Annotated in this window: 18 protein-coding genes and 1 tRNA gene; 10 read left to right on the top strand and 9 right to left on the bottom strand. The window is 70.6% G+C overall.

Translation table 11 applies throughout. The features are described from left to right. Positions 1–196: 196 nt before the first annotated feature. Genes ACR3ZA_RS07090 through ACR3ZA_RS07070 form a run of 5 tightly spaced genes read left to right on the top strand, consistent with a single transcriptional unit; the run spans position 197 to position 6,003 of the window. Positions 197–1,369, top strand: a complete 1,173-nt coding sequence (locus ACR3ZA_RS07090; protein ID WP_473661296.1) for an efflux RND transporter periplasmic adaptor subunit — start codon at positions 197–199, stop codon at positions 1,367–1,369. Beyond that, positions 1,366–2,079 (top strand): ATP-binding cassette domain-containing protein, encoded by a 714-nt coding sequence (locus ACR3ZA_RS07085; protein ID WP_473661295.1) that lies wholly within the window; start codon positions 1,366–1,368, stop codon positions 2,077–2,079. Before ACR3ZA_RS07090 ends, ACR3ZA_RS07085 begins: the two co-directional genes overlap by 4 nt. Continuing rightward, positions 2,076–3,308, top strand: coding sequence for an ABC transporter permease (locus ACR3ZA_RS07080; protein WP_473661294.1), 1,233 nt, complete (start codon positions 2,076–2,078; stop codon positions 3,306–3,308). Before ACR3ZA_RS07085 ends, ACR3ZA_RS07080 begins: the two co-directional genes overlap by 4 nt. A 29-nt stretch (positions 3,309–3,337) precedes the next feature. Beyond that, entirely contained in the window at positions 3,338–4,189 is an 852-nt protein-coding gene (locus ACR3ZA_RS07075) for a hypothetical protein (protein WP_473661293.1), read from the top strand. Beyond that, positions 4,186–6,003, top strand: a complete 1,818-nt coding sequence (locus tag ACR3ZA_RS07070) for an efflux RND transporter periplasmic adaptor subunit (protein WP_473661292.1) — start codon at positions 4,186–4,188, stop codon at positions 6,001–6,003. Before ACR3ZA_RS07075 ends, ACR3ZA_RS07070 begins: the two co-directional genes overlap by 4 nt. 237 nt (positions 6,004–6,240) lie before the next feature. On the opposite strand, the gene radA is transcribed toward ACR3ZA_RS07070, so the two are convergent. The 3 genes from radA to ACR3ZA_RS07055 all read right to left on the bottom strand — a co-directional run bounded on the left by radA (position 6,241) and on the right by ACR3ZA_RS07055 (position 8,701). After that, complete coding sequence (radA, locus tag ACR3ZA_RS07065) at positions 6,241–7,593, bottom strand: DNA repair protein RadA (RefSeq protein ID WP_473661291.1); 1,353 nt, start codon at positions 7,591–7,593, stop codon at positions 6,241–6,243. A gap of 257 nt (positions 7,594–7,850) precedes the next feature. Further along, entirely contained in the window at positions 7,851–8,324 is a 474-nt protein-coding gene (locus ACR3ZA_RS07060) for an SRPBCC domain-containing protein (protein WP_473661290.1), read from the bottom strand. After that, on the bottom strand, positions 8,321–8,701 hold the full coding sequence (locus ACR3ZA_RS07055; RefSeq protein ID WP_473661289.1) for a metalloregulator ArsR/SmtB family transcription factor: 381 nt from the start codon (positions 8,699–8,701) through the stop codon (positions 8,321–8,323). The genes ACR3ZA_RS07060 and ACR3ZA_RS07055 overlap by 4 nt, the downstream gene beginning before the upstream one ends. A gap of 101 nt (positions 8,702–8,802) precedes the next feature. Here ACR3ZA_RS07055 and ACR3ZA_RS07050 point away from each other — a divergent pair. Continuing rightward, positions 8,803–8,893, top strand: a tRNA-Ser gene (locus ACR3ZA_RS07050). Positions 8,894–9,037: 144 nt separating this feature from the next. On the opposite strand, the gene ACR3ZA_RS07045 is transcribed toward ACR3ZA_RS07050, so the two are convergent. Further along, positions 9,038–10,018 carry an SRPBCC domain-containing protein gene (locus ACR3ZA_RS07045; protein WP_473661288.1) on the bottom strand — a complete coding sequence of 327 codons (981 nt, stop codon included), beginning with the start codon at positions 10,016–10,018 and terminating at the stop codon, positions 9,038–9,040. An 11-nt stretch (positions 10,019–10,029) separates the two neighbouring features. Then, a complete protein-coding gene (locus tag ACR3ZA_RS07040) occupies positions 10,030–10,374 on the bottom strand; it encodes a metalloregulator ArsR/SmtB family transcription factor (protein ID WP_473661287.1) in 345 nt (114 codons plus the stop codon). Positions 10,375–10,518: 144 nt separating this feature from the next. Here ACR3ZA_RS07040 and ACR3ZA_RS07035 point away from each other — a divergent pair, with 144 nt between their 5' ends. Both ACR3ZA_RS07035 and ACR3ZA_RS07030 read left to right on the top strand, forming a co-directional pair. After that, positions 10,519–11,673: a hypothetical protein gene (locus tag ACR3ZA_RS07035; protein WP_473661286.1), complete on the top strand. Its 1,155-nt coding sequence runs from the start codon at positions 10,519–10,521 to the stop codon at positions 11,671–11,673. A gap of 83 nt (positions 11,674–11,756) precedes the next feature. Next, positions 11,757–12,452, top strand: a complete 696-nt coding sequence (locus ACR3ZA_RS07030; RefSeq protein ID WP_473661285.1) for an NAD(P)-binding domain-containing protein — start codon at positions 11,757–11,759, stop codon at positions 12,450–12,452. On the opposite strand, the gene ACR3ZA_RS07025 is transcribed toward ACR3ZA_RS07030, so the two are convergent. After that, a complete protein-coding gene (locus tag ACR3ZA_RS07025; RefSeq protein ID WP_473661284.1) occupies positions 12,449–13,471 on the bottom strand; it encodes an alcohol dehydrogenase catalytic domain-containing protein in 1,023 nt (340 codons plus the stop codon). The genes ACR3ZA_RS07030 and ACR3ZA_RS07025 overlap by 4 nt on opposite strands. 81 nt (positions 13,472–13,552) lie before the next feature. On the opposite strand from ACR3ZA_RS07025, the gene ACR3ZA_RS07020 reads away from it, so the two are divergent. Beyond that, positions 13,553–15,271: a dihydroxy-acid dehydratase gene (locus ACR3ZA_RS07020; RefSeq protein ID WP_473661283.1), complete on the top strand. Its 1,719-nt coding sequence runs from the start codon at positions 13,553–13,555 to the stop codon at positions 15,269–15,271. 14 nt (positions 15,272–15,285) lie between these two features. Here ACR3ZA_RS07020 and ACR3ZA_RS07015 read toward each other — a convergent pair whose 3' ends face one another. Then, positions 15,286–16,422, bottom strand: a complete 1,137-nt coding sequence (locus tag ACR3ZA_RS07015) for a Gfo/Idh/MocA family protein (RefSeq protein WP_473661282.1) — start codon at positions 16,420–16,422, stop codon at positions 15,286–15,288. Beyond that, the gene (locus ACR3ZA_RS07010) at positions 16,422–17,222 is read right to left on the bottom strand and encodes a TIM barrel protein (RefSeq protein WP_473661281.1); all 801 of its coding nucleotides are present in this window, start codon (positions 17,220–17,222) and stop codon (positions 16,422–16,424) included. The genes ACR3ZA_RS07015 and ACR3ZA_RS07010 overlap by 1 nt, the downstream gene beginning before the upstream one ends. Positions 17,223–17,312: 90 nt before the next feature. On the opposite strand from ACR3ZA_RS07010, the gene ACR3ZA_RS07005 reads away from it, so the two are divergent. Next, on the top strand, positions 17,313–17,891 hold the full coding sequence (locus tag ACR3ZA_RS07005) for a TetR family transcriptional regulator (RefSeq protein ID WP_473661280.1): 579 nt from the start codon (positions 17,313–17,315) through the stop codon (positions 17,889–17,891). Between the two features lie 17 nt (positions 17,892–17,908). On the opposite strand, the gene ACR3ZA_RS07000 is transcribed toward ACR3ZA_RS07005, so the two are convergent. Beyond that, complete coding sequence (locus ACR3ZA_RS07000) at positions 17,909–18,661, bottom strand: GDSL-type esterase/lipase family protein (protein ID WP_473661279.1); 753 nt, start codon at positions 18,659–18,661, stop codon at positions 17,909–17,911. Positions 18,662–18,663 lie beyond the last annotated feature (2 nt).

The following is an 18,663-nucleotide window of genomic DNA, read 5'->3' as shown; positions in this document are numbered from 1 at the left end:
GGGTCTCGATATGGGCGCTGCGCGCCCTACTCGACCGGCGGGAGATCCGAGCGGGTTGAGTAGGCCGAAGGCCGTATCGAAACCCCAGTGCCCCCGCTCACGGCTGTTTCTCAGGAAGCCGAACGATCTCGCATAGACCCCGACCGTACTTTTCGGGTCATGCATCCCGCGCAGTCTGCGCGGTCGAGAGGAGATCATGAACTTCCGCAGCGCCTTTGCGCACCTTCGCCGACGCCGGTGGATCGTCATCGGCGCATCCGCCGGTGCCGCGCTCGCCGCGACCGCCATCGTCGTCGTGACGCTGGTCGTCCCCGCGACCGCGTCCTCGAGCGACGAGACCATCACCACGACGGCGATCGCCAGTCTGGAGACTCTCGACAAGAGCATCTCCACCTCGGGCACCCTCACCCCGCTCGTCAACGAGGAGGTGTCGTTCGCCGTCTCCGGCACGGTCACCAAGGTCTCCGTCGCGGAGGGCGACATCGTGGAGGAGGGCGACGCCCTCGCCACCGTCGACACGATCAGCCTCGATGCGGCGCTGCTGCAAGCGAAGGCCGATCTGGCGAGCGCGGAGGCGAAGCTCTCCGACAGCTACGACGAGAGCGACGGCAGCACCGCCGATCTGGCGCAGATCGCGGCGAACGCGGCCGCGGTCGAGGTTGCCGAGGCGGCCGTCGCAGATGCCGAAGACGCGGTCGATGACGCGACGCTCACCGCTCCGGCGGCGGGCGTCATCACCTCCGTCGGGGTCGAGGTCGGTGACGCGGTGGGCTCCGCCGGGGGCGGCGCGACCACCGCGGCGTTCACGATCGTCGGGACGGATGCCTGGGCGGTCGACGTGACCGTCGGCGAGTCGGACGTCACGCTCATCGAGGTCGGCGACCAGGTCGAGCTGGCGACCGACGACGGTGTCGCCTTCTTCGGCGTCGTGAGCGAGGTCGGCATGCTGCCCTCGACCGACACGGGTGCCGCCGCCTATCCGGTCAGCATCGACGTCACCGGCACCGCCGAGGGCCTCTTCGATGGCATCTCGGTGACGGCGGAGATCATCTACGAGCGGCGCACCGACGTGCTGACCGTCGCGAGCGCCGCGGTCACCACCGACGGCGAGACGAGCACCGTCACGGTGATCACGGCCGACGGCGAGCAGGTCGTCACCCCGGTGGAGGTCGGCGAAACGGTCGGCACCCTCACCGAGATCGTCTCCGGCATCTCCGAAGGCGACGAGGTGCTTGTCGCCACCTTCACCCCGGGCGAGGGCAACGCGGGCACCACCGAGGGCGTCACTGGCGACTTCGGCCCGGGCGCCGGCGGCACCGGCACCGCGGGCGAGCGTCCCGACTTCGGCGGACAGGCGCCGGGCCAGTGAGCGCGGACGTCCACGACACCTCGGGTCCCGTCATCAGCCTCGACCAGGTGCGCAAGATGTACCGCACTGGCACGGTCGAGTTCGAGGCGCTGCGCGGCATCGATCTCACGATCGAACGCGGCGAGTACCTCGCGATCATGGGTCCCTCCGGCTCGGGCAAGTCGACGCTGATGAACATCCTCGGATGCCTCGACACCCTCACCGCCGGCTCCTACCGCCTGGCGGGCACCGACGTGCGCGACCTCGACGAGGCCGAGCTGGCACGCATCCGCAATCGTGAGATCGGATTCGTGTTCCAGGGCTTCAACCTGCTGCCGTCGCTCTCGGCCTGGCGCAACGTCGAGCTGCCGCTCGTCTACGCCGGCGTCGAACGCGATGAGCGGCGCGAGCGCGCCGAACGGGCACTTGAGCGGGTCGGTCTCGGTTCGCGGCTGAACAACAAGCCGGGCGAGCTCTCGGGCGGTCAGCAGCAGCGCGTCGCCGTCGCCCGCGCCCTCGTCGGCGAGCCGACGATGATCCTCGCGGATGAGCCGACCGGAAACCTCGACTCGGTCTCGACCGAGGACGTGCTCTCGCTGTTCGACGAGCTGCACGAGGCGGGTCGCACGATCGTGCTGATCACCCACGAGGAAGAGGTCGCCGAGCGCTCGCGTCGTGTGGTGCGGGTGCGTGACGGGCTCATCCAGTCGGACGTGGAGGTCGCGGCATGAACTGGAGCGAAACCCTGTCGACCGCGTGGTCGGCCGTGCGGGCGCACCTGCTGCGTTCCATGCTCACGGTGCTCGGCATCCTCATCGGCATCGCCGCGGTCATCCTCACCGTGGGGCTGGGCCTCGGGACGCAGAAGGATGTCAGCGAGTCGATCAGCTCGCTCGGCAGCAACCTGCTGATCGTCTCGCCCGGCTCGTCCACCGACGCCGCGGGCGCCCGAGGCGGATTCGGAACCGCGACGACCCTCACCGCCTCGGATGCCGAAGCCCTCGACTCCGAGATCAGCGCCCCCGACATCTCGGGTGTCGCCGCCGAGAAGGCGAGCTCGTTCTCGCTCGAGGCGAACGACACGAACTGGACGACGACCGTGACGGGCACGACCGAGTCGTGGCTCGAGGTCCGCTCCCGTGAGCTGGCCGTCGGCGAGTTCCTCACCGATGAAGACGTGGCCGCGACCGCGAACGTGGTGGTGCTCGGCTCGGAGACCGCCGACGAGCTGTTCGGCACCACCAGCGTGGTGGGTCAGACGGTCGAGATCGACGGCACCTCCTTCGAGGTGATCGGCGTGCTGGAATCCGCGGGTTCCGACAGCTCCACCAACCTCGACGACCTCGCGATCGTGCCGCTGTCGACCGCCTCCGATGTGCTGTCGGGCGGACCGACCGCGACCGCCCTCACGACGATCTATCTGCAGGCCGAGTCGGCCGAGCAACTGTCGGCCGCGTACCAGGAGGCCGAGACGATCCTGCTGAACCTGCACGGCATCACCTCGGCCGACGACGCGGACTTCGACCTGTCGAGCCAGGACGCGCTCGTCAGCACAGCGACGGCGATCTACCAGACCCTGACGATTCTGCTCACCGGCATCGCGGCGCTGTCGCTGCTGGTCGGCGGCATCGGGGTGATGAACATCCAGCTCGTGTCGGTGACCGAGCGCACCCGCGAGATCGGACTGCGCAAGGCGCTCGGGGCTCCGCCGTGGGCGATCCGCCGTCAGTTCCTGGTGGAGGCCGGCATTCTCGGCCTCACCGGCGGCGTGCTCGGCGCCGGACTCGGCGCGCTCGCCACGATCACCCTCCCCGGAGTGATCGGCAGCTCAATCGTGCTGTCTCCCACCGCCGTCGTGATGGCGATCGGCGTCTCCATCGCGATCGGTCTGGTCTTCGGCGTCTACCCGGCGACCCGAGCCGCCCGCCTCGCCCCCATCGATGCACTTCGCACCGAATGAACCCCGTGACATCTCAAAGGACACCCACCATGACATCCCCCCTTCGCCGCCGCGTCGCACTTCCGGTCTTCACCGTGTTCGCGCTCGGCACCACCCTGGCGCTCGCCGGATGCGCCACCACCGAGACCGTCGAAGAGACGGTCGAGGCAGCGGACACCACCGCCGCGCAGGCGGCACCGGAGCGGGCGGCCTCCGGCGTCACCGGTGAGATCGCGTACGTCGCCGACGGCCTGATGCAGGTGCAGGACACCGAGTCGCAGACTGCGGTCTCGTACACCGACGACACCACGATCACCGCACAGGCCACGGGTTCACTCTCGGATCTGGAGGTCGGGGACTGCGTCTTCGTGACGACGGACGCCGACGACACCACCCTCGCCACGATGGTGACGGTGACCGCTGCGGTCGACGGCGAGTGCGGCATCGCCGGGCTCGCGGCCGGCGGGGGAGCACCCGCCGACGGCGCAGCTCCCGGGGGCGACGCGCCCGCCGACGGCGCGGCTCCGGAGGGCGAGCCCCCGGCGGACGCCCCCGAGGGGGCCGGCGAGGGCGGAGCGCCGACCGGGTTCGCCGCGGTGACCGCGGGAACCGTCACGGCGGTCGACTTGAGCGGCTTCACCGTCGAGGCGACCGGCCCGGACGACGCGACCACGTCGACGACGCTGAGCGTGACGGAGGCGACGAGCATCGTGGTGACGGTCGACGCCGACACGTCGGCGCTGGTTGTCGGCCAGTGCGTCACCGCGCAGGGCGAGGCCGACACCTCGGGCGGCTACGCGGCGACCGCGCTCGTGGTGAGCGAGCCGGGCGACGAGGGCTGCAACACGCGAACGACGGCCGCGGGTGGCCAGCAGCGTCCCGATGCGGGAGGTGACCGGTGAGCCCCCTGGCACCGCGGGACGCGCTCGGGCGAGCGCGCACCTGGTGGCAGGAGTCGGTCGTCCCGCGTCTGAAGGGCGTGACATGGAGCCGACGCCGCACCGTGATCGCGGGCGCCGCCGGACTCGCGATCGTCGTCGGCGGGGCGAGTGTCGCCTGGGCCGGCGGCTCCGACCCGAGCAGCTACCGCACGGCGACCGCCGCCACCGGCGCGATCGAGGAGGAGCTCGACCTGATCGGAACGATCGAGTCGGCGAACCGCCGCGACGCGAGCTTCGGCGTCGGCGGCGAGGTCGCCAGCGTGAACGTCTCGCTCGGCGACACCGTCGAGGCCGGAGACGTGCTGGCCACGCTCGACACGACCGACTTGGAGGAGGCCGTCGAGGCCGCCGAGGAGCGGGTCGCCTCGGCCGAGGAGGCGCTCGCGAGCGACCTCGAGGCGCAGTCCAGCGCCACCGACGAGGACGAGGAGGACACCTCGAGCGAGACGTCGACCGGCTCTGAGCCGGCCGGCGCGGGCGACAGCTCGGCGGATCCGGCGGTCGACGCTGCGGTTCGCGACGTCCAGAGCGCTCAGGAGCAGCTGCTTGCCCTGATCGAGGCGGCCTCGGAGTCGCTGACCGCCGCCGACGACACCGCGACCGACGCGACCGAGCTGTGCCAGCCGTTCCTCGATGCCGAGCTCGAGGGCACGGACGAGGCCGACGCCGAGTCGGAGGCGGACGCGGTGTCGGGCGAGGAGTCCGCGTTCGCGACCACCGGCGACGAGACGGAGGGCACCGATGAGGAGTCGGAGCCGCTCACGCTGGAGGCGGTGCAGGAGCTTCTGGTGACCTGCCAGGAGGCGATCACCGGCGTTGCCGACGCGCAGGCCGTGACACAGGCCGCGCAGGAGGCCGTCGCGGCGGCGATGACCGAGCTGGATGCGGCGATCACCGCGCTTCAGGAGGCGGTGGCGGCGAGCACGAGCAGCGCGCCGAGCGACTCGTCGTCGGGATCGTCCACGACCAGCACCTCGTCGGGCTCCGCGTCGGCTGGCGGAACCGCCTCGGTGCCGAGCGCCGCCGACATCGTGGCCGACTATGCCGCGATCGAAGTGGCGGAGGCGAACGTGCTGATCGCCGAGCAGTCGCTGGCGGCGGCCGAGCTGACGGCCCCGATCGACGGCACCGTGGCGCTGGTCGCCTTCGAGGTCGGCGACACCGTCGACGCCAGTTCGTCGACGGCCGTCATCACGATCCTCGGCGACGACGGCTACCTCATCGAGACGACCGTCACTCTCGCCGAGGTGCAGAAGGTCGAGGTCGGCCAGGTGGCCGAGGTGACCGTCTCGAGTTCGGGTGAGCAGTACCCCGCGACGGTCAGCTCGGTCGGTTTCGTCAACGTGGCGACCGACTCGGCGACGCCGTCGTACTCGATCACCATCTCGATCGACGCGGGCGACGCGGTGCTGCTGAACGGCGCTGCGGCGCAGGTCGCGGTGTCGGTGGCGACCGCGGATGGCGTGGTCGTCATCCCGATCTCGGCGCTGCATCGCTCGGATGCCGGCGACACGGTCTCGGTGCTCGACGGCGGCGAGCTCGTCACCGTGCCGGTCGAGGTGGGAGCCCTCGGCACCGACTTGGTCGAGATCACCTCCGGCATCGCCGTCGGCGACGAGGTGGTGATCGCCGACCTCACCGCCGCGACCGAGGAGGCGACGACCGAGACGACGGGACTGAGTGACCTCGGGGGGACGACCGAGGAGACGGGCACGGAGTTCGGCGGCACGCCGCCGACCGACGGCGGCCCGCCTGCGGGAGCCGGCGGGCGCTGAGCCCGCCGCGCGGCCCACTCGACCGGGAGCTGAGACCCGGACGGGTGGGCCGTTCCTGCGGGTTGAGTAGCCCGAAGGGCGTATCGAAACCCCACCGACCCCGCCGGTTGAGTAGGCCGAAGGGCGTATCGAAACCGCGATGTCGCGCGGGGGCTGGTCTCGATACGGGCGCTTGGCGCCCTACTCGACCGGCAGCCCAGCGGGTTGAGTGTCGCGTCAGCGACGTATCGAAACCCCCTAGAACTCCGGAACCCCCGCCGGCGTCGCCACATCCGCCGCCGCGAACGCCCGCCGCAGCGCCTCCCGCAGCGGCCCGGCCTCCTGGTCGAGCACCGTCGAGTACCCCAGCCGCCGTGCCTCGCTGGCGCGCTGCTTCGCCGCCGCGACCGGCCGGATCTCGCCGGCGAGGCTGATCTCGCCGACCGCCGCGAGGGTCTGCGGGAGCGCGACGTCTTTCACCGCGCTGGCGATGGCGAGAGCGATGGCGAGGTCGGCGGCCGGTTCGACGAGCCGGATTCCGCCGACCGTCGACACGTACACATCTATCTGGCCGAGCCGCAGCCCGCAGCGTCGTTCGAGCACCGCGAGCAGCATCGCCACCCGTGACGAGTCGACGCCGCCGACGACGCGGCGCGGCTGGGGGGCCTGGGTTCCGACGACGAGCGCCTGCACCTCGACCGGCAGCGCCCGCCGCCCCTCGAGGGCGATGGTGACGCACGTGCCGCTCACCGGAGCGCCCCCGCGGGAGAGGAACAGGCCCGAAGGGTCGGGCACCTCGGCGATGCCGTCGCCGGTCATCTCGAAGCATCCGACCTCGTCGGTGGGGCCGAACCGGTTCTTCAGCGCCCGCACGAAGCGCAACGAGGTCTGGCGGTCGCCCTCGAAGCTGCACACCACGTCCACGAGGTGCTCCAGCAGTCGAGGGCCGGCGATCGAGCCGTCTTTGGTGACGTGGCCGACGAGCAGCACCGGCAGTCCGCGCTCCTTGGCGACGCGGATCAGCGTGCCCGCGACCTCGCGCACCTGCGCGGGCTGACCGGGCGCGCCGTCGCTCATCGCGCTGGACACGGTCTGCACGCTGTCGACGATCAGCAGTTCGGGCTTCACCGCGTCGACCTGGCCGAGGATGGTGGCGAGGTCGGTCTCGGCGGCGAGGAACAGCTCGTCGTGCAGGGCGCCGGTGCGCTCGGCGCGCAGGCGCACCTGGGCGGTGGATTCCTCCGCGCTCGCGTAGAGCACGCGGCGACCGGTGGCGGCGGCGCGCGCGGCCGCCTCGAGCAGCAGGGTCGACTTGCCGACGCCCGGCTCGCCCGAGAGCAGGATCGCGGCGCCGGGCACGATGCCCCCGCCGAGCACGCGGTCGAGCTCGGCGATGCCGGTGCCCCAGCGCGGCACGGCGTTCGTGTCGAGCTCGGTGATCGGGCGGGCGACGCGGGCCGCGCTCACGCTCGCCGCGGCGACGGCGCTGCGGGGCGCATCCGCTTCGGCGACGGTGCCCCAGGCCTGGCATTCGGGGCACTGGCCGTACCATTTGGCGCCCGTCCAGCCGCAGTCGGTGCAGCGGTACGCGGCGGATGCGGGGCGAGCCATGCGGACAGCCTAGGCGCGGCCGCCGACGCCGCCCGCGCGCCGCCTCCGCCATCGCTCGTTCGCCGGTCCGTCGACGCCGCCCCCCGCGCCCCCCGCGCCCCCCGCGTGACGAAATGCAGGAGATCCTGCGCGCGTGGGGCCAGCTGCCGGGGCTGAGCTGCGCCCGCATCCCCATTTCTCCTGCATTTCGTCAACGGGGCAGCGGACGCGGCGGCGGATGCGCGGGTGGCCCCGGGACGGCGGATGTGCGGCGCGGATCAGCCGGCGGCGAGCACCCCGTCGAGCTTGTCGTAGGACTCCACCATTCCGACCTCCATGCCGCTGTCGATCATGCCGTCGCGCGCTTCGAGGCTGGGGAATGTCGACTGCCCTTCGATCCGGGTGCGGCCGTTGCCGAGGTCGATGAATCGGTTGGTCTCGATGGTGACGACGTCGGGAAAGCCTTCGAATTCGAAGGTCTGAATCGTGAGGTCGTTCTCGCGCACCACGTGATAGACGCCATTGAAGCCGTACTCCTCGCCGTCGTTCTTGTGCTGGTAGCGGTAGCCGCCACCGGTGACGAAGTCGTAGCGGTCGATGACCATCTCGTAGCCTTCCGGCGCAAGCCACTGCTTCGCGAGCTCGGGGTCTTGGTGCGCGCGGAACACCGCCGCAACGGGGGCGTCGAACTCGCGCTCGAACATGACGAAGGGCAGGCCTTCGGGCGCGTTGACGGTCAGTGCGTTGCTCATGGCTTCTCTCCTGGTGTTTCGGTCGTGTCGGCGTTGGAGGTGTCGGTCAGCTGCGCCAGGACCCCGTCGAGTGCGCGGTACTGGCGTTCGGTGTCGAGGCGGTAGCGGTCGATCCACGCCGTGAGGCGCTCGAGGGCCGCGGGGTCGAGGTGCACGGGGCGCCGTTGGGCATCCCGTGTCCTCGTCACGAGCCCGGCCTGCTCGAGAACAGCGATGTGCTTCGAGACGGCCTGCACCGTGATGGCGAAGGGCTCGGCGAGTTCGTTGACCGTGGCCGGCCCGCGACTCAGCCGCGCGATGATGCTGCGCCTGACCGGATCGGCCAGGGCCATGAAGGCCCGGTCGAGCTGGTCGTTCGCCTCGCTGTCGCCCATCATCTCCTTATTCAACTGTTCGGTTGAATACGAGGTTAGACGGCTTCAATGGATGCGTCAAGCACGATTCGGCATGACCGTCACCCTGCGTTAGGATGGTCGGCGGTACCGTGTCCGAGCGGCCGAAGGTGCAACTCTCGAAAAGTTGTGTGGGCCTTAAACCCACCGTGGGTTCAAATCCCACCGGTACCGCCACTGTCTTACATCAGGACACAGAAAAGCCCTCGAATCTCTCGGTTCGAGGGCTTTTCCGGTTCCGGGGGCGATCTGTCGCAACCGGCAAGGGTCTCGATCTGGCCCCGCATCTCTCGCGGGGCCGACCGTGGCCCGCTCGAAGGCCTACGCCGTGACCGACTCCAACAGACCCTCGAGCCGCGCATAGCTGGTCTCCATGCCGCCGGTCATGCCGGTCGCGAGCACCGCGTCGCGCTGCGCCGCATCCGCGTAGGTGATGACGATCGACAACAGCGTGCCTCCCGCGACGGGCGTGAGAGTGAGCTCGTTGAGGGTCGCGGGGAAGTCCATGCCGATCATCGCCTCGGTGGTCACCGCGCGATAGGGTGCCTCCGACTCAAGCAGCTCGCCGGTGAAGCCGAATCCCTCGCCGCCACCGTCCGGCTCCCAGACGTAGCGATAGCTGTCGCCGACCGCCGTGGCGATCTCGCAGACGGGCATGGTCCAGCCGTCGGGGCCGAGCAGCCACTTCTTCATGAGCTCGGCGTCGTTGTGCGCGTGCCAGACCTGCTCGACGGTTCCGCGGATGACGCGAGACACCCGCACCTGGGTGTCGCCGAGCATCTGCGCCTCCACGGCTCGGTCGGAGGCGAAGGCGGCGAGGTCGGCGAGCACGTCGTCAATCTGCGCCATGGCCTGCTTCGTGCCCTCGAGCATTCCCATGGCGAGGAGCTGGTCGAGCTGTTCCAGGGTGTCGAAGCTCGTGACGGTGGTCAGGCGCGAGCCGGTGTCGGTCGCGTCGAAGGCGAAGGTCACCCGCATCGTCGGCAACTCGGTGTTGGGTGCGCCGGTCTCGTCGGCGAACCCGTCGACGACGGCGAAGGATGCCGGAGCGTTGACCTCCTTCCATTCCCAGAAGCCGAAGTGCTCGTCGCCATCCGGGCCGGTCATCTTGTAGAGGCTGCGGCCGCCCACCGCGGCGTCGTGACGCAGGAAGGTCGCGGGATACGTCGGAGGGCCCCAGAAGCGTTCGATCTGACGCGGGTCGACGTAGGCATCCCACAGTCGGGGAAGGGGTGCCGCGAACTCCGCGACGATGGTGAGGGTGAGCGTGTCGAGGTCTTTCTCGACGGAGGTGACAGGCATGATCGCTCCTTCTAGTTGTGGTGGTCTTCTTCGAGCAGCGCGTCGAGGCGGTCGATCCTCGAGCGCCAGAGTTCTTCGAACTGGGTGAGCAGGCGCTGCGCTTGGCGGATCCGGTCGGGGTTGCCCCGCACCATCCGCTCTCGGCCGCGCGGTTCCTTGGTCACGAGCCTCGCCTCCTCCAGCACGGCGACGTGCTTCTGAACTGCGGCGAATGACATGGCGTACGCGTCTGCGAGCTGCGACACCGAGACCTCGGCAACGAGCGTTCGGCGCACGATGTCGCGTCGCGTTGCGTCGGCGAGAGCCCGGAAGATGCGGTTCACGTCGTCGTCGGAGAGTTCAAGTTCTACAACCATTTGGTTGTACGATACGCCTCGGCTTGGCGGCGCGCAAGGGGTCAGGCGGGTGCGCGCCCGCGCGCGCCCGCCACGCCGCGCGGGGGCACCCGCCTCGCCCGCATCCCGCTACGCTGGCCCGACCCCCTGACTTCTGGAGACTCGATGCTGCGCGTCCGAAATTCCCTTCTCATCGGCGCGCTCGCCGCTGGCCTCGTCGTTGCTGGCGGCGTCTCCGCCGCGGTCGCCCTCGGCGGCCCGACCGACACCCGCACCTCCATCACCGTGGATTGCGCGGTCGGAGAAGGCGACGGCGACAACCAGGTGATCCTCCCCGGCGAGACGCTCACGATCGCCCTCCTCAACTGCGAGGACTGGACCGTCGAAGACCAGGATGCGCTCGGCGCCATGACGGTTCCCGGCGAGGCGACGCCCGTCAACTCGTTCGTCGTGCCCAGTGGTGCGTCGAGCTTCACCTTCACCGTCGACGACGAGGTCGACATCGAGGTCGCGTTCGGCGGCGACGACATCGACATCGACGTCTACTTCGCGACTCCGGGCGCCGACCCGACCGGGTCGTTGATCGTCACGACGAGCGTCGACATGCCGGTCGTGATCGACGACTTCGCGGTCGACGTCGACCTTGCCGGCGACGATGTCGACCTCGGCGGCTTCGCTGACTGCGAGATGGAGGCCGGGTACCACCCGTATCAGGCGCTCCCGATCGTCATCTCGACCGACGGCGACTTCACCTTCCGGGTGATCGACGTCACCCCGGTCGACGAGGATGTCCAGTGGGGTCAGCCCTACTACCCCTCCCAGGACCTCTTCCTCGCGGTGTACACGAGCTTCGATCCCGAGAACCCGGCCGACAACCTGGTCGACTGCAACGACGATCGCGACCTCGACAACGTCTCGTTCGTGAACGGCGGGGTCGACTACATCTCCGATGACCAGGCCCCCGAGTTCGTGTCGTCCCTGACCGCCGGCAGCTACACCCTCGTCGTGACCACCTACCGCTCGACGAGCAGCGACGACTGGGCGAACGGCCGGTTTTCGCCCTGGTCGGGCGTCTCGGACATCTCCTGGACCCCGACGCCGATGAGCGCCCTATTCGAGCTCTGGGGCCCGGCTGGCAGCATCGCGCTGGGGTCGGACGCGGGCGCGGGCGAGGTCGACGATGCGGCGGAGCCCGAACTGGCGGCGACCGGTGCCGACGGTGGCGTCGCCGCGGGAACGGCCGCGATCGCGCTTCTGCTCATCGCGGTCGGGATGCTGTTCGCGCTGACGCGTTCGCGTCGGGGCCTGCCTCAGGCCTGAGCCGGCGCGAGGGCGCGACGCGCGAGGCGCACCCGCGACGCGGCAGCCTGCACCCGACCCGCTCAGTTCCCTACGCTGAACTCATGCCCCAGCCCACCCTCGCCATCCTCGGCGCGGGCAAGGTCGGCACCGTGCTCGCCCGGCTCGCGCGCGATGCCGGCTACGAGGTGCTGATCGCCGGGTCGGGAGATCCGGGCCGCATCCGGCTGATCATCGAGGTGCTCGCCCCGGGCGCCGTCGCGACGACGGCGGCGGATGCGGCGGCACGCGCCGACCTGGTGGTCCTGGCGCTGCCGCTCGGCAAGCACACCGCGCTGCCGGTGGACGAGCTCGCCGGCAAGCTCGTGGTCGACGCCATGAACTACTGGTGGGAGGTCGACGGCATCCGTGACGACCTCAACGACCCGACCACCTCGTCGAGCGAGATCGTGCAGCGCTTCCTGGCGCGCTCGCGCGTCGTCAAGGCGCTCAACCACATGGGCTATCACGACCTCGACGAAGAGCCGCGGCCACCGGGCGCGCCCGGCCGCAAGGCGATTGCGATCGCGGGGGATGACCCCGCCGACCTGGCGACGGTCGCTCGACTGGTCGATGACCTCGGTTTCGATCCGGTCGTCGCCGGACCGCTCGCCGAGGGGGTGCGCTTCGAGCCGCACACCGAGCTGTTCGGCGCGCATGTCGAGGCCGAGGAGGTGCGCCAGATGCTGGCGCGCTTCCCCGACTCGGCACGGGGGCAGGTTGTCGCGCGGGCGCGTGAGCGTCGAGGGGCTGCGGATTAGAGACGCGGGTCGACGTGCACCTTGGGGCCGGGCCCCGCGTCTGCGCCGCGCCGCCCCTCCAGCCGGTCCGGCACCTCGGCCAGGGTGACAACCTCGCTGACGATCGCGTCGGGGACGACAACCCCGCTCGCGAAGGCCTCGATCGCCCCCGCCAGCCCGGGTGACGCCGACAGGATCCCCACCACGTCCACGTCCTTCAGGGCGATCGCGCGCGAGTCGACGAGGCTCGCCGTGGACGACAGCCCGATGTAGACGACGCGGCCCCCCGGTTTCACGAGGCGCACGGCCAGCGCGGGCATCCGCTCGTTGCTGGTGCACTCGATGACCGCGTCGAAGCGGTTCTCGTCGCTGTCGGCCAGCTCGGTGAGCGTGTGCGTGTGCGGCACCCCGAGCGCGCGAGCGAGTGCAAGCGACTCGGCGCGCACGCCGCCGACGTGAACCTCCGCCCCCTCGGCGAGGGCGAACTGGGCGGCGAGCAGGCCGATCGTCCCCGAGCCGAGCACCAGCACGCGATGGCCGGGCTCGATGCGCGCCGCCCGCGCCGCCCGCAGCGAGTTGCCGCCGGGCTCGACGAGCGCGGCGGCGGCGAGGCTCACCTGCGACGGGATCTCGAACGCGAACCGCGTCGGAATCAGCACCTTCTCGGCCAGGGCGCCCGCCCACCCGTCGCGGATGCCGACCTCGAAGCGTTCCGGGCAGACGTGCTGCTTTCCGGCGGTGCAGTACCCGCAGCGGCCGCAGCCGAGCATGGTGTCGCCGGTGATGCGGGTGCCGAGCCACGCCTCATCGGTACGGCTGCCGACGCCGACCACGCGGCCCGTCCATTCGTGTCCGAGCCGCAGCGGAAAGTGCATGTGACCCTGCTCGATGTACGCCATCTCGCCGGTGTACAGCTCGACGTCGGTGCCGCAGATGCCGACCCGCTCCACGTCGACAAGCAGTTCCCCCGCCGCGGCGACGGGATCGGGCACCTCGAGCACCGCGGCCTCTCGGGGCGCCGTCACGACGAGCGCGCGCATCAGGTCTGCCCCGCCGCGTTGCGTGCCATAATCTCGAACACTACCCAACCCGTCGCGCGGTTGGAGTCAAGAGGTTCACTGGTGAATCACCTCCGCAGTGCCGACTGGTACCGAGGAAGCGACCGCAACGCCTACATCCATCGGGCGTGGATGCGGCGCGGCAACCCGAGCGACGCCCTCGACGGCAGCAAGCCGCAGATCGCGATCGCGAACACCGCATCCGATCTGACGCCCTGCAACCTGCATCTCGGCGAGGTGGCCGAGAGCGTGAAGAACGGGGTGTGGGCCGCGGGTGGCGTGCCCTACAACCTGCCGGTCGTCTCGCTCGGCGAGACCCAGGTCAAGCCGACCGCGATGCTCTGGCGCAACCTGGCGGCGATGGCGATGGAGGAGATGTTCCGCGCCAACCCGATCGACGGGGTGGTGCTGCTCGGCGGCTGCGACAAGACCATCCCGGCGCTGCTGATGGCGGCCGCCTCCGTCGACATCCCCGCCATCGTCGTGCCGGGCGGCCCGATGCTCACCGGCCACTTCCGGGGCGAGGCGCTCGGCTGCGGCACCGATGTCTGGCGACTGAGCGAGGAGGCGCGCGCCGGCACCATCACCAACGGCCAGTTCATCGAGTCGGAGCAGTCGATGATCCGCAGCAAGGGGCACTGCAACACGATGGGCACCGCCTCGACCATGGCCGTCGTCGCCGAGGCGCTCGGCATGACGATCCCCGGCTTCGCGGGCACCCCCGCGGCGGATTCCCGGCTGCTGTCACTCTCGCACGAGACCGGGCAGCTCATCGTCGACATGGTCGCGAAGAACTGCACCCCGAGCCAGATCATGACGCGGGATGCCTTCCTCAACGCGATCGTCGCCGTCGCCGCGCTCGGTGGGTCGACCAACGCCGTCGTGCACCTGCTCGCGATCGCCGGCCGGCTCGGCGTCGACCTCACGCTCGACGACTTCGATGCCGCCGGGCGCGGGGTGCCGGTGCTGGCGAACCTGCAGCCGAGCGGCGCCTTCCTGATGGACGACCTCTACCGCGCGGGCGGCGTGCTGGCGGCGCTCGCCGAGGTCAAGGACCTTCTGCGGCCCGATCCGATCACCGTCACCGGTGCTCCGCTGGTCGATGCGCTCGACGACCGGCCCGTCTACGACGACACCGTGATCCTGCCTCGCGACGCTCCGCTCATGCAGAACGCGGGAATCGCCGTGCTCCGCGGCAACCTGGCACCCCGCGGCGCGATCGTGAAGCCGGCTGCCGCCACTCCCGCGCTGCTGCAGCACACGGGCCCCGCCGTGGTGTTCGACAGCATCGAAGACATGCGCGCGCGGATCGATGACCCCGATCTCGACGTCACCGCCGACTCGGTGCTGGTGCTGCGCGGCTGCGGGCCGCGCGGCTACCCGGGCATGCCCGAGGTCGGCAACATGCCGCTGCCGCGCAAGCTGCTGGAGCAGGGGGTGCGTGACATGGTGCGCATCAGCGACGCTCGCATGAGCGGCACCGCCTACGGCACCGTGATCCTGCACGTCGCGCCGGAGGCTGCCGCCGGCGGACCGCTCGCGCTCATCCGCACCGGCGACCTGGTGACGATCGACGTCGCCGCACGCGAGCTGAGCTTCGCGGTCAGCGACGACGAGCTGCGCTCCCGCGGGCAGGCTCCCGCCCGTGAGGCGGCGTATGCGTCACCGGCGCGCGGCTGGGAGCGACTGTACATCGATCACGTGATGCAGGCCGACACCGGTGCCGACCTCGACTTTCTGATCGGGTCCAGCGGTCCCGACGTCAGTCGCGAGTCGCACTGAGCCGACCGGCGAGTTCAGAGCGTCCGCTCGAGCGGGCCGAAGTCGACCGGCATCGCGTCGGGCGACACGACGGTGCTCTCAACCGGCACGAACCGGCCCGATTCGGCGGCCTCCGACGTCGACATGAGGATGTCGAGCACGTGGTAGCCGAGTTCGCCGGTCGCGCGGTGCGGCCGACCTTCGCGGATCGCGCGCGCCATGTCGAGCACGCCGAGTCCGCGACCCACGACCGTCCCTTCTTCGATCACGTCGACGCGGACCTGCTCGGAGCTGCCGCGTTCGCGCGGCCGGATGATCGTGGTGGTGCCGCTGAAGGTGTTCGGGTCGGGCAGGACGATCGTGCCCTCCGTGCCGGAGATCTCGACGACGCCCTGGCGGGTGAGCGGGGAGTCGAAGCTCAGGAACGACTGCGCGGTCGCGCCGCGTTCGAAGGCGGCGAGCACCGAGATGGTCGACGGCACCTCGACGGGGAAGGTGGTTCCGGCGAGCGCGCCGACGAGGATCTCGCGCTCCTCGCGCGCCTTCATGCCGAGCGCCGCGACGGCGGCGACCGGGCCCAGAATGCTCACGAGGGTCGTGAAGTAGTACGGCCCCATGTCGAAGAGCGGGCCCGCACCGTGGGCGAAGAGGAAGCCGGGGTTGGGGTGGAACGACTCCGGGCCGGCGTACTGCATGCCGGTCTGCGCGAACAGCGGCGTGCCGATGTCGCCGCGGTCGATCGCCCGTTTGGCGCTCTGGATGCCGGGGCCGAGAACCGTGTCGGGGGCGATCCCGACGCGCAGCCCGGCGGCATCCGCTTGAGCGAGCAGGGCCGAGGCGCTCTCGCGGTCGATGCCGATCGGCTTCTCGCTCCAGACGTGCTTGCCGGCGGCGAGTGCGGCCGACGAGACGGCCGCGTGCGACGCCGGAAGCGTCAGGTTCACGACCAGTTCGACGCCCGGATGCGCCAGCACATCGTCGGCGGTGCCGAACGCGGGGACGCCGTGCTTCTCGGCTTGTTCGCGAGCCCGCTCGGGGAGCAGGTCCCCGACGATGAGCACCTCGATGTCGGGGAAGCTGTTCAGGTTCTCGAGGTAGGTGTCGCTGATGTTGCCGGCCCCGATGAGGCCGACGGCCACCGTTCCGGTGCGTCCGGAGATCGTCGCGGCCATCAGGCGAGCCCTCGCGACGCCAGGAACTCGAAGCCGGTCTTCATGCCGTGCCAGATGTCGCCCCGGTAGGCATCGAACTCGACGATCGCGTACGTGGCCGCTGAGGCCGCGTCGAGGGCGGCGCCGAGTGCCACCACGCCTTCGCCGGCCGGGACCTGGTCCGTCGGCGGGGAGCCGAGGTCGGGACGCGGGTCGAGCGTTCCGTCTTTGATGTGGAGTGCCGTGACGCGGTCACCGAGCGTGCCCAGAAGCTCGACGAGGTCGGCGCCGCCCGCTGTCGCCCAGTACAGGTCGAGCTCGAGCTGCACGGCGGGATCGAGCAGGTCGGCGAACACCTCGAGAGCGAACCGCCCGTCGATCGTGGCCTCGAACTCCTGGTTGTGGTTGTGGTAGCCGACGGCGATGCCGTGCGCGGCGCCGACCTGGGCGGCCGCGTTCAGCGCCGCGGCGGTGGCCGCGATCTCCGCGTGCGTGGTCCAGCGCTCCGGCGCGACGAAGGGATCGAACACGGTGGTGATGCCGAGCGTCGCCGCCGCGGCGAACACCTCGTCGGCGGTCGGCGCGGTGATCGAATCGTCGAAGGGGTTCTCGGTCGCCGAGGCCAGCGAGGCGTGACCTGTCGGGCACGCGATGTCGTGACGCGCGAACGCGGCGGCGAGCGACTCGGCGCGCGAGACGAAGTCGAACGCCTCGACGTTCGCGAAGCCGATGGCGCGGAGTCGGGCGAGCGCTCCGTCGAGATCGGCGGTGATCTCGTCGCGCACGCTCCAGAGCTGCGCCGAAATGGTGGGTGTCTGCATGGGCTGCTGCCTTCGGTGGGATTTCAGGGTCGTGGGATGACGGTAGCAGAAAACCGCCACCTGGAGGTTTTCGATCGCTAGGGTGGGAGCGTGGCGGAAAAAGGCGTGCAGCGCTCCTACGCGAAGGGCGTCGCCCGGCGGCAGGAGATCCTCGATCGGGCGATCGAGGTGTTCATCGACAAGGGGGCCGAAGGAACGTCGTTGCGCGCCATCGCCGAGAAGATCGGCGTCTCCCATGCGGCCCTGCTGCACTACTTCGGCTCGCGAGAAGAGCTCCTGGTTGCGGTGCTCCAGGAAACGATGGCCCGCCGTGCCGACCCGATCGCCGACCGTGAGGTCGTGGGGTCAATGGTGAGCGCCGCCGAGCGGAACGTCGTGGTTCCGGGGTATGTCGCGCTCTACACGATGCTGCTGGCCGGGTCGCTCGAAGCCGACAAGACGCACTCCCGCGAGTTCTTCAGCACCCGATTCGCGGCCCTGCGCGCGCGGTTGGCGCGGCTGATCCGCGACGGGCAGGAGGCCGGCACGATCCGAGCCGGCGTCGACCCGATGGCGATGGCTGCGCTGGTGATCGCCGCGTCCGATGGCCTCCAGACGCAGTGGCTCCTGGACGACACGGTCGACATCGCCGACAGCCTGAGGCTGCTGGAGCGGATTCTCGAGCCGTAGCCGATCAGAGCGTCGCGTCAGAAGGTGACCGGCTGCAGCGTCGCGCTCTTCGGCTCGCGGGAGTCCCCCGACGACGTGCCGCGCAGTCGGCGGCCGATCCACGGCAGGACGTACTCGCGCCAATAGGCCGCGGTGCCGGGGCGCTGATCGGGCGCGCCGCCGTCGAGGGCGAACTCGGGCACGGCGACGCCGAGAGCGCCCAGCACGTTGCTCGCCACCCGCGCGTGGCCGACCGGGTTGAGGTGCAGCTTGTCGACCGACCAGTACTCGAGCCGGGTGAGCTCTTCGTCGCGCCAGTTGTCGACGAAGGTGACGCCCTCGCGCGGCATGTGCGCGAGCACCGCATCGGCGTACTCGTTGCCGCGTCGTTCGATTCCGCGACCGAGCGGCAGATGCCGGCTCGGGTTGCCGCCGCTCAGCAGCAGCACGTGGATGCCCGCCTCGCGCGCCCGGTCGACGGCGGCGAGCAGGCGCTCGGCCACCGAGGCGATGGTGAACTGCGGGCGCAGCATGTCGTTGCCGCCGCCGTTGATGCTGATCAGGCTCGGCGCGAGGGCGATCGCCGCATCCAGCTGCTCGGTGACGATGGGCTCCAGCAGGCGGCCGCGGATCGCCAGGTTGGCGTAGCCGAACGGCTCGGTGCTGGCCTGCGCGAGCCCGAGTGCGACGAGGTCTGCCCAGCCGCGCACGCGGCCGTCCGGCAGCTCGTCGCCGACCCCTTCGGTGAAGCTGTCGCCGATCGACACGAGGCTGGAGAACGGATGCGTCATAC

Source organism: Herbiconiux sp. J20-20, assembly GCF_057365085.1.
The sequence above is the reverse complement of the archived record's forward strand: the minus strand, read 5'-3'. Positions and strand labels throughout refer to the sequence as shown.